Here is a 14,062-nt window from a genome sequence, read left to right as displayed (position 1 = left end):
GCAAAGCAAATCGTTAACTGTATATACGTACAGCTCACCACTCTAAGGCTTGCATCATGAGCATCACCATCCTCGGCCCACTCGCACCTGGCGGTAAGAAACTGCCTCTTTATTCTTCCAAGGTGCCTGCGGGGTTCCCTTCGCCAGCTGCTGACCACATTGAGAAACACATTTCCCTCGATGAGCTGTTCGATATCCGTGCACCGCACGTGTACTTGGTAAGGATCGATGGGGACAGTATGCAGGGCGCCGGGATTTACTCAGGGGATCTGGTGGTGGTTGATCGGAGCATTGATGCGGTCAGTGGCGATATCGTCATAGCCGCGTTGAATTCGGAACCGTTCTGCAAGCGCCTGCTTCTGCGCGAGAACGCCGTGATGCTTTTGTCGGAGAACCCAAAATATCCGGCGAGACATGTCATGGAAGGTGATGAGCTTGTGATCTGGGGTGTCGTGAAGTACAGCGTCCGCGATCATGACAATACGTGAGCCTGTCTTCGCCCTGATCGACTGCAACTCGTTTTACGCGAGCTGCGAGCGCGTTTTCAGACCTGACCTCGCCAAGACGCCTATCGTGGTGCTGTCCAACAACGACGGCTGTGTGATTGCGCGCAGCTACGACGCGAAGCCTTTCGTGAAAATGGGCGAGCCATACTTCCAGATCAAAGACCATCTACGCCGGCATGGAATCGTGGCCTTCAGCAGTAATTACAGCCTGTACGGCGACATGAGCGAACGCGTCATGACGATTATCGAATCGATGGTGCCAGCGCTCGAGGTCTACAGCATTGATGAAGCGTTTGCCGACCTCACTGGCGTCCCAGGTGATCTATCTGCTTTTGGGCGCCGTATGCGCTCCACTCTTTTCAAGTGCACCGGGATCCCAGTCGGTGTGGGTATTGCCCACACCAAGACGCTGGCGAAGCTCGCAAACCATACCGCCAAGCGACTGTTAGATATCACCGGCGGTGTGGTCGATCTTTGCGACCCGTTCAAACGGGACTGGACGCTGCGCAATACCGATGTCGGCGAGGTCTGGGGCATTGGCAAGCGTATGAAAGCTCACCTGGAAGTCATGGGCATCAAGACCGCGATGGACTTGGCAAAAGCCGACCCGTGGATGCTTCGCCAAAAATTCAGTGTGGTGGTCGAGAAAACCGCTCGCGAACTCGCCGGCACCCCAAGTCTCGAGTTGGGTGAGGCTGATCCTCCCAAGCGGGAGATTTGCTGTAGCAGGATGTTCGGCACGCGGCTCACCGAGATTGAGCCCATAAAGGAAGCTGTCGCTACCTACACGCAACGCGCGGCGGAAAAGCTCCGAGCACAAAACTCGCTATGCAAGAAGATCCGCGTGAGTATTAGAACCGGCATGTTCAATCCCCAGGAAGCGAAATATGCGAATGGCGCCTTGGTGGAATTGCCGTACCCAACAAACGACGTGCGACTCATGACGAAGGCTGCAACTGAAGCGGTCAATCGCATCTTCCGTCCGGGCTACAAATACAGCAAGGCGGAGGTTCTGCTGATGGATCTGCGACAGCCCGGCGAATTCACTGATGACCTGTTCGCGCAATCCCAACCGGCGTTGGCAGACAAGGTGATGGGTGTGCTGGATGAGATTAACGTTCGCTGGGGAAAGGGAGTGCTGCGTTTAGCCAGCGTGCCTACAGCACCTGGATGGGCGATGCGTCGGGAGCTTATGAGCCAGAGTTACACGACGAAGCTAGACCAGTTGTGGACAGTGAGAGCCAAGTAGCAAAGACGCGATGAGCATCTACCGCCTAAAAAACCAACCGTCTTGAACGGCTGTTTTCGGCTAGAAGCGGAGAGCTCATGACGATTCTTGCCAAAAAAAGGCTGTTTCGACTCGGGAAGGACACACGGATCGAGACTTCTGAAGATCTTCAACCCTTGCATGCTACTCAGCGGCAGAGCTGCTCCCTTCTACCGGTCGACCATCAAGGGCAGGCATTGGATCGATTTGAATTCCCGTGAGGATGGAGGCCCACGCTGTATACGCTTGCTTATGACGAGACACAGCGTCATCCCAACGGCTGCCTGTCACCTCACGTGACACTACAAGCATCATTAGGTGACTTGTAGCTGCATCCAGATCTAGCAGGAGGTGATGGGCGTTGAATCGGAAATCGTCGGTCGTAGGCATGGTGTCACGCATATTATGGGAGGGGTGGGGAGGCTTCGCTGCCTCCCACATGACATCATTGTGACATTGCGCTGCATCATTAGTGCGAGCGTCCAGACAACCGGCGGCTAGAGTGGCCGGTTTCTGAACGATGCTGTTGAAAGTCGATCCGCAGGGATAGTGGCTTTTGGCCCCAATGCCAGCTAGATTTGGAGCTTTCTACGATCAAGGAAGGATATGAAAAAGCTCATCGCAGTAATGGGTATCTCTGTCGCACTAGGCGGATGCGCTACGTCCCACTACACCGCAGGACGAGACTTTCCGTCGGCCAGTGTAGCGAGCATCACCAAAGGTAAAACCACCACTTCAGAACTGAAGTCGCTATTTGGCGAGCCCTACGCCAAGAGCGCGGTCAGCGAGACTGACGAGAAGTGGATCTACACCTACACCAATGGCTCAGCCCATGCCCAAAGCTACGTGGTCACCATGAAGGTGACGACTACGGGCACTCAGAAAACTCTCGACGTCTTAATCCGAAATGACGTGGTCATCAACTACACGTTCAGCGAAGGCCCCGCTCCAGGCACTACCACTGCGACGAACTGAGTCCCCCACCTTGCCATTGAGCGACCCACTGCGCTCAGCACGTTGTTGATGGAGCAAGCTCATGGACAGAACATATGCCTTCGTGGATGAGTCCGGGAATTCCGACCTTGATACGTCAAAGGGAGGAAGCTCGGGCTTCTTCATCGTGTGCTCCATTCTGGTGGCAGAGAAAGACCTGGAAGCTGCTTATGCCCAAGCTGAAGCACTCCGCATGCGTCACTTTCAAACAGGCGAGATCAAATCCAGCAATCTGAAGCCGAAGGATTCAGATCGCCGTGACCGAATCCTCAACGAGCTAGCTGAGCTGCCATTCAAGCTCTATTTCACCGTCGTTGATAAGTCCCGAATTCACAAAGACGGTGGCCTCCGTATCAAGACCTCGTTCATAAAATACGTGAACGGGTTGCTCTATGGACGTTTGTTCCGCGCATACCCTGACCTCCAGATGATCGTAGACGAGCATGGTGGCCAGGAATTTCAGGAGAGTCTCAAAAGCTACGTTGCAGAACGATTCGTGGACGACCTATTTGGCGATAAGGATGCGTTCCAGACGATGGCCAGTAAGGACAACGTTTTGGTTCAGGTTGCAGATTTTTTTGCTGGCTCAGTCGCTCAGATCTACGAAGAGAAAGCATCGGAAGAAGCTGTTCTTGCCTACAAGAAAATCCTTCGCAGCCTGACTCTTGGAATGCTTGAGTGGCCATCCAAGTACCAGTCTCTTCTGCCACCGCCGACGGATGAATCTGGGTATGCAGACTACCAGGTACACCAAGAAGCTCTCCGCCAGGCTGATCGTTTTAGCGAGCGGGCTGGCGAACACCCTGATGAGGATGAGCGCCTGCAATTGAGTATCCTGCGGTTCTTAAGATTTCAAAGCGAATTCGTCACCAAGGATTACGTGCTGACTACGGAGATCATGGCCCATCTAAAAGACAGCGGACTGGGAGAGGTCAACGGCCAGAGAATCCGATCCAGTGGCATTGCGAAGCTTCGGGATGCGGACGTCATCATCACAAGCGCGGCCAAAGGCTACAAGATCCCTCAAACACGGGCAGACATTAACGAATTTCTTGAAAGAGCGTCAGGCATTGTTGTTCCTCTACTGGAACGGGTCAAAAAGGCTCGAGAGGTATATCGGCTGAGTAGTCGAGGAGAATATGACATCGTGACGGCAGCCAACCTGGCTGAGCTTGCCAAGCTGCTCGCCGCGCTTGAGGCATTTGCGGATGAGTGAGACATGCCTGCATTGCTGATCGTTCACTTTGAAAGGAGGTACCAGACATGTTGAGCGTATTTACGAAGCTCTCATCACACCTCAGTTCCTTGGTGGATACGGATCCCAAGCTTGCATTGCAAAAAGCTCGTGAAATTGATCTAGACGGGCGTGATCGCGCTAATTGGATGTCCCTGCGCGCAGCGACTTTGGTGAATGCCGGCGCCTCGGTTGGACAACAAGACGCGATTGAGGAGGGGCTTGAGCTGTACCGCGAGCTTCATGGTCTATATCCGACAGCAGATGTCACTTACAACCTAGCAAACACGCTCGTGGAAGCCTCAAAATTTGGTGGTGATGACTCCGATTGGTTAGATCATCAGGAACGAACCCGAGCCTACAGGGCCGAAGCGCGACAAGGCTATTGGAGGGTGTCGCAAGACGTAGATGCCGATGTCGAATTACGCACACAGGCTTGGACGAACATCGCTAATTTGTTCGAAAAAACCTACCGGCTTTCTGAGGCCCATGACGCACGTCTTTCAGCGTTGAAGGTTGATCCCACGAATGGCGTCGCCGCGTTTTGCGCAGCATTGGGTCTGATGTGGCTTTTCCACCGAGGCGGCTACTCAGAATTGACACGCATGGAGGCCGTGATGCTAGCCAGGCAGGCACTTCGAAATAAGGAGCGAATCGTCCAGTACGCCGGCGCACGCGTAGCGGCCAAAGTTGAAGCACTAGCAGGTGAGTTAAGTGACCCGCCATCGCGGCCTGAGCATATAGATCCATTCATCAAATGGGTGGAGGAGGAGCGCCTGACGTTAGCCCCAACTGTCGAGCTCGTTGATCCATCCTTGGGCAAGCTAGATTGGCTTACCCTCCCAGGAATTCTCGAGCGTGAGACAGATATGGGAGGGAGCCCGCCGCCATTGTTTGCCATGTTCAATCTGCTGAAGAGCGATTTTCTGTTAGCCCGAGATTTGGCATGGCGTGCAAGTGATGCAAGCGTTTGGTCGAGGACAGGACAGTTTGCGGACACGCTCGATTATGCAATGTACGGCCCTAACATCTCGGCACTTATGCTGGCACATCGAACAGCCCTTGACCTGCTCGACAAGGTAGCCGTAACGGCGAACCACTATTTCGAGCTTGGATTAGCTCCCAAAAAAGTAAGTTTCGGAAGGCTATGGAGAGATTCCGCAGACAAGAAAACAGGTACTCCGCTCGCAAAAAAAGTAGAGGTACTAATTCGTGCAGGCGTGTACGCGCTGTACGGCTTGGCTGAGCTGGCAGAAGACTATGATGACAACGAGGGAATTCTCCGCTCACAGAAGGATCTGCGGAACGCGGGTACGCACCGATTCGTAGTGCTTCATGACTTTGGGGATCCCTCGCGAGCGAGGCAAGCTCCTGAAGTCGAGCATCTCAACCACTCAGATTTTATTAACGAGACCCTAGGTGCGCTTCGGGTCGCTAGGTCTGCAATTCAGATGCTCGTGCTTGCAATCTCTCAGCAGGAGGAAATCTTGAGTAAGCAGGCAGATGGGATTATCGGAACTATGATCGTGCCTGATCACCATTGGATTCGCGGTGAAGATGAGCTTTGATTCCTTGCCGCTGACCAGTCAGCATATGCAATTCAGGTAGTGCTTAACTCGAGCCCGCCCACCGGGTAGCTGGCCGATATACCACTGTGTATTTTGCAAGGTTGGTGCTTGCTCGCAGGATGCCCATTACTCTTAACAAGGACTTATAAATGAACGCCATCCAGAACGCCCTCAAGATCGCCGCACAAAAACAGATCGAATATCGGAATCAAACCAACATTGCATCGAGGGATGCGCTGCTCGTTTGGGAAGCACAACTGAGCGGTTTGATGGAGAGCATCGAAGAATGGATACAGCCGCTGTATGACCTTGATGGTTTCATTACTGAGGCGAAGACGTCCGCGTACCTCGTCACTGACAGCAGTGGTCGGGAAGAGGAACGAGAAGGTAGCTCGCTACGTTTGTCGTTCGCCGACACATCGTTATTGATCGCCCCGAAACATTTCAAGGTAGAAGGCAACCTCGCTACTGCGACAGGCTCTGTTGAGGTGTATGGAGAAGGAATGGTGGCGCCGTACGAGATAACCTATATCAATGGGCATTTTGATTCGATCAGAAGGCAGGGCAATAACCTTTCGTTTGGTGAACTCACGTTCAACCAGATCCTGGCGGCTGAAGTCCCAAGGCTGAAGCCTCCGATTCTAGAGGCCTGATGCAGGAGAAGGTTTGTTGCCAAGAAAACTGATGACAACCCCCTCAGCAGCACTTCCTCGGGCAATCGCGAGTTTTGCGTTGGCAGCAAAAACTCCCCCGACAAGATGCCGGCGACCGCGTAGTGCGGTCTTCCGCCATCATATCGTCACCAAGACCTGATCGCCGGCATATGCCGGCTCCTGGTGCTGGACGTACATCAACTGAGGCGGTCGATCAGCGTCGGATTTCGGCTGATCACCAGCCTGCAGCAGTGCAACGATGTAGGCGCTTAAGACCGCAACGACCACATCCCGCAAGATTGTTTTTAAAGCAGTTTTACTCATTGGTTGCCCCCTCCTTTTTTAGGGCAACCGTATTTAAACAGCAGCGTTTCGACAGAACTGGCAGGGTTTCCGATTTATTTTTTTCTTCCTCGGAAGTTGAGCTGTCTGGCGATCTGACGGGAGTGAACAGTGCTGAACACGCAGTCCGTCTAGAGCCAAGGCTACGTTACTGTGATGGGTACTGCGGCCTGGCCCTGCAGAAGCGGTGCGAGCACCTCATAAATGCCCTTGGTCAGTCCTCTCCATTGCGCGAGCGAAGTGTTTCTGAGGTTCGAGCGAATGTACGTCATCCGTTCTTGGCGTCCGACTTTCGAGCAGGCCGACTGAATTTCCAGCTTTCTCGGGCTCAGGGCATAGTGCTGCTGGCTTCTGGCCAAAATGTTCAACTGTCGTTGCTGGTACATGATCCGAGTCAGAGGCACCAACTCGCCGTGCTCAACCTCTCGTCCGCTGACCAGATCATAATCTTTGACGTCGGGTACTCTGACGTCATGTTTCTCATGAGTGCAGTAGCTCCATGTCATGCCGAGAACACACAGGTTCAGCAGTGCTTCTTCGGAGTCATAGTGCTCGACAGAATCTCGCTTCTCCCAAAGCAGGATCCACTCGGCCTGCTTGTAGAAGCGATCTACGTGCTTTGGTTTGAGACCTCTCCAGGTTTGTTCTCCGGCATAGCTGTCAACACAGAACGTCCTTGTTAGCCACTGCGTGAAGTTCCCTCTAGTCCCGTTGGCAGGGATTTTCGCGTGGTCAGAGCGCCTCAAGCTCATGACCAGTCGCAGAAGGCTTTGGGTTGCGATCCCTTCGAAACGCTCTAGCTCCAGAAACTCCCAGTGTGAACGGTTCACCAGAGTGGCCAGCATTAGCTTGGCCGCTAGGGAGTCTTTTTTCTGAGTAATCGACCTTGAGAGTATCGGGCTCAGAGCTTGGCTGGATAGCTCTGTGACGCGCTTATGCAGCCTGGTGATCACGGCTTGAAGACCTGATTCTGGGACGCCAGGTTGGGGCTTGATCATCAGACTTGAGCGGAACTTCCAGGCTAGATCAACTCGGCCAAAGGTTTCGTATAGGGCCAAGTCGGGCATGGCACACAATAGGGGGATACACGACGTCAGAAGATCCCCATAGACCTCTTGTTCGTCCGAGCGAAGCTGCTTATAGAGCTCGTCAAGGAAACGCTTCTTGGCTGTGGTCAGCTTTTCGATTTGTTTTCCAGCCTTGCGCAGATGCTGTGGGATAGCCCTGCCTGATGGCTTTTTTAGCTCATCCAGCAGTATCGCGCCAAGTCCGCCTATCATGCTGGACTGATTTACGGAGTGCGCAAGCGCATTTTCAGGTGCTCCAAGCAGGAGCTGGCTAGACCACTGTTTGTGCTCGGCATACATGATCGTGCAAAGCTCCATGTACCGTCCGACCTCATCGTCGTGGGTGGAGCGTTCTTCCGGGGTCATGGCATCAAGCCAGCCTTGATACGTTTGCTTGTCGAGCCCCAGAATTTCTTGGATGCTTTGGAGAGCTCGGTCTTTACGAGCCAAAAAACCTTGGGCAAGCCTGTCTTGTCCTTTGTCGTTCATTATCTCTTCCATTTCTGATTACCGAACAGGGACGTCGGCAGGTTGATCTTCGAGGATTGCCCTAGTGCGCTTGCCCAGTTCTTGGCCGCCGAGCACGCCCACAGTGTACTCGTCCACTGTGATGGCTTGGCGCATGGCGTCACGAAAGCAGGTGCCTGGCTTCACGTCCTGGATACTTTGTGCGAGAGCGTTAAGGTAGTCAGGCTCGGAGAAACTCTCGCGGGCTTGCTGCAGGTGGTACGAGTCTTTAAGGGCTGACCAGCCGGTGAAAGCGGATTTACGGATCATGGGAAACCTCAGGTTTTAGTGGTTGGGACTGCGAGGTAAGTCTCCAAGATCCACTACTACCCTTCGAGCAAGGAATCCGATTTAATTTTTTGGCAACTGGTGAGAGAGCCGCTTCCACAATCCCACGCACGTTAAATTGCCGTGATGATTCGCTAAGCGTAAGGATCCGTAAATAGCACATTAGGCCTGTTTAAAGGCCTAAATGAGTCGATTAGGGTACATAAGCCAAGCGACGAGAAGAGAGTTTGCGGCCCTGAAGAGCTATGGAAAGTGGCAGTTCGGAGTTTATTCAAACAAAGAAATGACGCCACTGAATTGTCATCTTTAGATGGGTGAAAGCCATGTTTCAGGCGATAAAAACGATCATCACAAGGGAGAGTGTTTCAAGTTGTGTCGAGCCTGCGGGGGCGCAGCCCGCGATCTAGAAGGGCCTGGGCATCCATACAGGAAAAAATGGATCCAACCCACAGTTTGCACACAAGTTATCCACAGCTTTGTCATCTTGCAATGTCAAAGTTACCACATTATCTTGTAGGTCATCTCGAGATCAGCACTACATGTTGTGTTTTTGGCGGGAAGCTGAGGCTTCAGTGAACACAGCGGGTATGCGTGCAAAGTTTGGTAGCCGCGCACACATACCCGCCTATCCCTGAACCAATGCAAACACTGGTGGGGCGCGCATTAGAGAAAAACCGACTTTGGATGTCAACCATTCAGCTCGGGTTTCCGCTCAAGGGTCGTTCCTGCCTACTTGATGTTCATATAGTTACAGGAGCACCTAATCGTGCCTAAAAACCCTAAACAAACCTCGACTGCGGTCGCCAGCCTGGCAGCCAAAACCTTGCGTAGCGAAAGCTCCTCGGCCATTCAGAAAGAACTGGCAGGCTCGGCAATGGCTCAGGCCTCTAGCGGTAAGCAAACCGGTGCCGAAATGGAGACGAAAGCCAGCCACGTCCTCGACAGCAACAAATACAACGCCACCACCAAGACCCTCGCGGCCTCGGTACTCACTCAATCGAATAAACAGCGGGGTGAGTGAGATGGCTCAGTATTACGTTAACCGCAATGCCCAAAACAATGGCGATCATGAAGTGCATACCAGTTCATGCATTTTCTTGCCGGCGTTGCAGAACCGCCTCGATTTAGGCCAACACAGCAGCTGTGTGACTGCCGTGCGTCAGGCTCGCAACACTTACCCTCAGTCGAACGGCTGCCGGACGTGCTCTTCTGCATGCCACACCCAGTAGGAAGAGGCTAGAGGTCAGATTTCTCGCTCTTTGGTGAGCCGGCTGCTGCATGGGCTGGCCCCCATTTTTCAAGTGTGAGTTTTCCAGGAGTTTGTACTATGAGCTATTTGGTCTATTGCACGTTTGACTTGAAGAACGCCTCTTCTAAGGACTACGAGAACGTTTATGCAGATCTTCAGCGGATCGGCCTAGCAAAAGTGGTTAAGGCAGACGAGGGGCATCATGTAGTCATTCCCACCACCTCTACGATGGGTTTCTTCAACGGCACCAGCGCGGTTGCTGTACGAAACGATGTCCGTAACTCGGTACAAGCCGCTTTCCGAGCGCGACTATTGACGTCTGAAATCTTCATTGTGGTGGGCGGCGATTGGGCTTGGGGAGCAGGGACAACATGATGTGTACGAGCCTGGAATAGTGGCTTTGAGTGGGTATGCATCCCCGTTGATCTTCCTCTGATTGCACTGCGTGCGAGAGCCATTGATGAGATTCCCCAAGGAGACAGAGCGTCTAGGAATGGCCGCGCTGTTACTCAATAAGATCCAAAACGTTCCTGACGATCTATTCGCTGTTCGGGGTCTACAGCGCTTTCTATTAAGGCAAGTCATCACTGTCGAGCACAGAATCAAACGACTGAAGAAGGCTAGGAGCAGGATGGTTTCTTTAAGGCGGAAAGGCTCGACTAAGGACAGATCTGCCTTTCTTAAGAAATTTGTCTCAAAGGTCGAAGATCGCATCCAAAATCTCCATCACCTTCTTTTCCTCTGGAGATGCTTTGGTGATGGAATAGCCTGCGTATATCAGAGTTCATACAGCTTGAAGCACCTCTACTTCGATGGTGATTATCAGGTCAAAAGCGATCCAGGTTTCATACTCGGTAAGGCTGGATTCATGAACGAGTATCGCCTGCTGCGGAAGGCTCTCGCGATGAACGTACCTGCTGTGCTTTCCGATCTTACGAATATAATCAGGCATGGCGACATCTTGTTGATGGGGGCTGCCGATCCAGTGCCCTTGGAAGTGAAGAGCTCGGCGAATGTGAACGCTAGGGTGCGTAGACAGCAGAAACAACTGCGCGAACTGTATGAGTTTTTCAGAGATGACGGGGCGGCGAACTTCAGAGGTGTGCCCAACACCAAGCGCATCGAAGTCTCGGTTCCTCTTATTAGCTACGAGGAAGAGATCAACAATTGTATGTCGCAGGCTCAGCTTCGAGGTACAGCAGCTCTCATCCCCGAGCCGGGCCTGACATACATCTGTGGGCGAAATGATATCCAGTGGGCTCAGTCAATTGATGATCTGGTGATGCGGCATCAAACACCAACCACTTTGATAGTCGCATTAACCCCAGAGCCTAATTGGCTACCGTGTAAATCGTTCACAGCCTCAATGTCACCCGCCAATACCGTATTGTTCATGCAGGAGAGCATTACCTGTTTTGTCTTAATTGAATTGGCCATTGTCAAGCATCTTCTGGACGAGCGCGCCTTAGATCCTGTGATCGTCATGGACGGCGTGAGCGCTATTCAGATCGCTCCTTGGAGGAACAAGGTCAGAGTCAGCTCCGAAACGAAGAAGGTCGCAGACGACTGGAAAGATAGACTGGGCATTTTTCGAATTAGTGAACTTCATTTCCTAAGAACAGCCACCCAGTTCGAGTCACTGCGATGGTTCGCCGATAGCCTAGCTGCGAAGGTAGAAGTCATGCGTGGCGAGGAGCCGCATGAGTTGCAGGTTGGGGATGCTTTTTTGATGGCGGTTCCAGGGGACTGGCTGTCGGCCAAGGACTGCTTCTCCCTCATCCCAGCGGAGAGTGCGGAGAAAAGCTCGCGCTGATTTTAGTCTATCGGGATGCACTGAAGCTAGATTGCGGGTGCCACTGCTGCGGTAGGCGCTTTGGACGTTTAGAAAGCTACAGTCATTATTGCGTTAGGAGAGTTAATTGCTTTTGCAACTGAGACCAACCCCGCCGGATAGCATCGCTACTTGCTGTCCTTTGCTGGGCAATGCGTAGCGATTTGATGGGCCAGAGTCATACCACCAAGGTAAGATCGGCTTCGGACGGTCAAGGCGAGCTAGCGTGACGACGCAAAACAATCTCCCAGCAGGATGTGAGAAAGTACGTTTTACGTATCCTGCTCCTGGGTTTGGGTAGGAAAATCATAGGAATCCACGTTCATCGCCGCGTTTCCGATATTTCGTCATCTAGCTGCGCGTCGGCATTTCACGAATCTGCCCTGAGTCCGTCGCCGTTGCTGCCGATTCGGTCGACGGATGTTGGCTAGGCGATGTTACTTAGAATACTTGCTCTTCAATGTGGAAGCGCTCTGGGAAATAGAGTTCAAAACGTTTCTTGGCATTTTCAAGCAGCTCTTTGGTGTTGAAATAGTCGGAGCTATATCGACCAGATTTCGAGTTTATATAAAGCCAGGCACGGGAGTCTGGCGGCACAAATCCTTCATCTGTGTGCTTGATCTCACCAGCGATGCGTGCGGGCTTGAAGCCGGTGATGCTAGGGTGCCCATTTCCGTCGTGCTCCTCTGCAATCAGAAGATCACCATCCAAAGAAATCGCCCAAATTAGGTTAGGAACTTGTTTGAGTGCAAAGCGTTGAAAAACCGTTAGGAGCTGGTCGCCTCTCGGCTCGTAATAGGTTTGGAGTGTATTGTTCAGCTTGATGCTTCCCCCTTCAAACTCTGTGAGCCTAAGCTTTTTGGGCGCGCGTGGGGTTCCGTATGTCTCGTTCAGGTGGCTTTCTCGTATGTCGCTAACTTTGTTGAGGCGGCGAAGGAAGGACTGATAAAAATGACCTGTGTTGTGCTCGATTTTGTCAGGATCCTTCCCTCGGAAACCTTTCAGTACCAGTTCCGCAAGCTTGATGTTCTGAACGTAGATCGCAGACACAGCATTGCCCTGTGGAATATCACTGGCATCGATAAACAACGTGAATAGAAGCGTTCCTTGATAGCTAAAAGCTGCCGACCACTGAAGCCGTGCGTAACTCGTTGTCAAAAATTTTTGTTTATCGCTCATCCACTTCGCGTAGTCGATGTGGTCGACCTGTAGCCTTGAGCCGTCCTCATACACTTTCCGATCAGCGACATGCTCAATGATCTCCTGTCGAATACTGGAGATATCTTTGAGCTGAATGTCATAGGTGAGGGCTTTCACTTCGCTGTGCTGAACATTCAGCTCTCGTTTCGCCTCTTCGACAATCAGATTGCAGGTTTCGTAAACATAGTAGAAAGGCAGTCGCGCTTTCTTGTCACTCGGGACGATGGATGACAAAGGCACGATCAGCTCATGGGGTTTCTCCCACTTGGTCTTGGATTTCATTTTCTGAAGGCCCAATGCCCACGTCTGTCCCTTAATGTCGGATGTACCCGTCAACGTGTAATCCTCGAGCTGAACAAGCTTTGCTCGAGCGAAGGGGCCAAGCCGATCATCATGGACGTAAAGAACCTGCTCGTCCTGGTCGACCTTGTAACCGACAATGCTAATCGCGTGTCCACCTTGTCCTTCGAAGTCGCCCGATTCTTCTCGAGTGAAAACTTCACCTGTCAGGATCATCGGAAGGCCACTATTAATATGCGCCACAACCGACGCCAAAAACTCCTCGGCAACCGGTTTTTCCATGCTTTCCGCATGGTATCGCACCCCTTCAACGTCCAGCGACCTAAGGATTTGTTTGTGGGTTAGCTGCTTGCTAGGAAAGCTATTGGCTGATCCTTCAACATGGTTAAGGGCGTTGATCGTGATCTCACTGCAAGAGGGGATGCTCCGGCTTTCACGCCACGGCAATGAGTGCAGCGCTGTCCAGATTGCGGTGGTAGCGCAGGCGGCAACGACTTTGTCCTGCTCCTGGAATGCGATTGATCGCACTGAGAGAGGAATCCCGAACAAATCGACTCTATATTCACGTGCTAAGCGCTTCTTCGTTTTCGCACTGGTAGTAGCGTCTGGCAGAACGATGAGGCAGGTTTTACCGATGAATGTTCTGGGAAGCGGCTTGATGACCATGAACCCGAGGTAGGCTTTGTTGAGCTCGGCCATCTTAGCGCGAGCGCCTTTTCCTCCTTCCAGAATCTCCGTGACACGGCGATGATCAACCTCACGACTGAAGAAGTGAAGGCGTGCGCACTTGTGGCCATCGTTGCCGAAACGCTTCACGTAGTAGCGCGAAAAATCTTCCAGATAGTCCTTGTCGACGTAGTTGTACTCCAGCAAAACTGACTTAGCTTTTTTCCCACCGGGAAGGTTGTTCAGGTAATTGAAAATGTAATCGACCTGAGCTTTTTCGAAAATGTCGGGGAAATCATAACCAAAGCATTCCCTGACGAGATTGGTGATCGTCTGCTTTTCGAACGAAGATACGAGATATGAAATCATGGACATAAAAAAAGCAGCCGCG

General features: G+C 52.3%; 13 protein-coding genes. 9 read left to right on the top strand and 4 right to left on the bottom strand.

The features are described from left to right. The first annotated feature begins 56 nt into the window (after positions 1-56). From HU722_RS04345 to HU722_RS04320, 6 genes are all read left to right on the top strand, one after another. Positions 57-488, top strand: coding sequence for a LexA family protein (locus HU722_RS04345; protein ID WP_186754756.1), 432 nt, complete (start codon positions 57-59; stop codon positions 486-488). Further along, positions 475-1,755, top strand: a complete 1,281-nt coding sequence (gene umuC, locus HU722_RS04340; RefSeq protein WP_186754754.1) for a translesion error-prone DNA polymerase V subunit UmuC — start codon at positions 475-477, stop codon at positions 1,753-1,755. The genes HU722_RS04345 and umuC overlap by 14 nt, the downstream gene beginning before the upstream one ends. A 624-nt stretch (positions 1,756-2,379) precedes the next feature. Continuing rightward, on the top strand, positions 2,380-2,748 hold the full coding sequence (locus tag HU722_RS04335; protein WP_186754745.1) for a hypothetical protein: 369 nt from the start codon (positions 2,380-2,382) through the stop codon (positions 2,746-2,748). 61 nt (positions 2,749-2,809) lie between these two features. Further along, entirely contained in the window at positions 2,810-3,982 is a 1,173-nt protein-coding gene (locus HU722_RS04330; protein ID WP_186754743.1) for a DUF3800 domain-containing protein, read from the top strand. 47 nt (positions 3,983-4,029) lie between these two features. Beyond that, positions 4,030-5,568 (top strand): LA2681 family HEPN domain-containing protein, encoded by a 1,539-nt coding sequence (locus HU722_RS04325; RefSeq protein ID WP_186754741.1) that lies wholly within the window; start codon positions 4,030-4,032, stop codon positions 5,566-5,568. A 149-nt stretch (positions 5,569-5,717) separates the two neighbouring features. Then, entirely contained in the window at positions 5,718-6,221 is a 504-nt protein-coding gene (locus HU722_RS04320) for a hypothetical protein (RefSeq protein ID WP_186754739.1), read from the top strand. Positions 6,222-6,359: 138 nt separating this feature from the next. Here HU722_RS04320 and HU722_RS04315 read toward each other — a convergent pair whose 3' ends face one another. The 3 genes from HU722_RS04315 to HU722_RS04305 all read right to left on the bottom strand — a co-directional run bounded on the left by HU722_RS04315 (position 6,360) and on the right by HU722_RS04305 (position 8,407). Next, positions 6,360-6,545, bottom strand: coding sequence for a hypothetical protein (locus HU722_RS04315; protein ID WP_186754737.1), 186 nt, complete (start codon positions 6,543-6,545; stop codon positions 6,360-6,362). A gap of 161 nt (positions 6,546-6,706) precedes the next feature. Continuing rightward, positions 6,707-8,119, bottom strand: coding sequence for a hypothetical protein (locus tag HU722_RS04310; protein WP_186754735.1), 1,413 nt, complete (start codon positions 8,117-8,119; stop codon positions 6,707-6,709). An 18-nt stretch (positions 8,120-8,137) separates the two neighbouring features. Beyond that, a complete protein-coding gene (locus HU722_RS04305) occupies positions 8,138-8,407 on the bottom strand; it encodes a hypothetical protein (protein WP_186754733.1) in 270 nt (89 codons plus the stop codon). A gap of 784 nt (positions 8,408-9,191) precedes the next feature. On the opposite strand from HU722_RS04305, the gene HU722_RS04300 reads away from it, so the two are divergent. From HU722_RS04300 to HU722_RS04290, 3 genes are all read left to right on the top strand, one after another. After that, the gene (locus HU722_RS04300; protein WP_186754731.1) at positions 9,192-9,446 is read left to right on the top strand and encodes a hypothetical protein; all 255 of its coding nucleotides are present in this window, start codon (positions 9,192-9,194) and stop codon (positions 9,444-9,446) included. A gap of 306 nt (positions 9,447-9,752) precedes the next feature. Further along, the gene (locus HU722_RS04295; RefSeq protein ID WP_186754729.1) at positions 9,753-10,049 is read left to right on the top strand and encodes a hypothetical protein; all 297 of its coding nucleotides are present in this window, start codon (positions 9,753-9,755) and stop codon (positions 10,047-10,049) included. A 118-nt stretch (positions 10,050-10,167) separates the two neighbouring features. Continuing rightward, complete coding sequence (locus tag HU722_RS04290; protein WP_186754727.1) at positions 10,168-11,487, top strand: hypothetical protein; 1,320 nt, start codon at positions 10,168-10,170, stop codon at positions 11,485-11,487. 459 nt (positions 11,488-11,946) lie between these two features. Here the strand turns inward: HU722_RS04290 and HU722_RS04285 are convergent, their stop codons facing one another. Next, positions 11,947-14,046 carry a cysteine peptidase family C39 domain-containing protein gene (locus HU722_RS04285; RefSeq protein WP_186754726.1) on the bottom strand — a complete coding sequence of 700 codons (2,100 nt, stop codon included), beginning with the start codon at positions 14,044-14,046 and terminating at the stop codon, positions 11,947-11,949. Positions 14,047-14,062: the final 16 nt, after the last annotated feature.

The organism is Pseudomonas tritici (assembly GCF_014268275.3).
Taxonomy (GTDB): Bacteria; Pseudomonadota; Gammaproteobacteria; order Pseudomonadales; family Pseudomonadaceae; genus Aquipseudomonas; species Aquipseudomonas tritici.
Note: the sequence above shows the minus strand (reverse complement) of the source record. Positions and strands in the feature narration are given on the sequence as shown.

Coding starts and splice junctions, on each gene's coding strand:
- HU722_RS04345 (WP_186754756.1), top strand. CDS start 57: ATGAGCATCACCATCCTCGGCCCACTCGCACCTGGCGGTAAGAAACTG.
- umuC (WP_186754754.1), top strand. CDS start 475: ATGACAATACGTGAGCCTGTCTTCGCCCTGATCGACTGCAACTCGTTT.
- HU722_RS04335 (WP_186754745.1), top strand. CDS start 2,380: ATGAAAAAGCTCATCGCAGTAATGGGTATCTCTGTCGCACTAGGCGGA.
- HU722_RS04330 (WP_186754743.1), top strand. CDS start 2,810: ATGGACAGAACATATGCCTTCGTGGATGAGTCCGGGAATTCCGACCTT.
- HU722_RS04325 (WP_186754741.1), top strand. CDS start 4,030: ATGTTGAGCGTATTTACGAAGCTCTCATCACACCTCAGTTCCTTGGTG.
- HU722_RS04320 (WP_186754739.1), top strand. CDS start 5,718: ATGAACGCCATCCAGAACGCCCTCAAGATCGCCGCACAAAAACAGATC.
- HU722_RS04315 (WP_186754737.1), bottom strand. CDS start 6,545: ATGAGTAAAACTGCTTTAAAAACAATCTTGCGGGATGTGGTCGTTGCG.
- HU722_RS04310 (WP_186754735.1), bottom strand. CDS start 8,119: ATGAACGACAAAGGACAAGACAGGCTTGCCCAAGGTTTTTTGGCTCGT.
- HU722_RS04305 (WP_186754733.1), bottom strand. CDS start 8,407: ATGATCCGTAAATCCGCTTTCACCGGCTGGTCAGCCCTTAAAGACTCG.
- HU722_RS04295 (WP_186754729.1), top strand. CDS start 9,753: ATGAGCTATTTGGTCTATTGCACGTTTGACTTGAAGAACGCCTCTTCT.
- HU722_RS04290 (WP_186754727.1), top strand. CDS start 10,168: ATGGCCGCGCTGTTACTCAATAAGATCCAAAACGTTCCTGACGATCTA.
- HU722_RS04285 (WP_186754726.1), bottom strand. CDS start 14,046: ATGTCCATGATTTCATATCTCGTATCTTCGTTCGAAAAGCAGACGATC.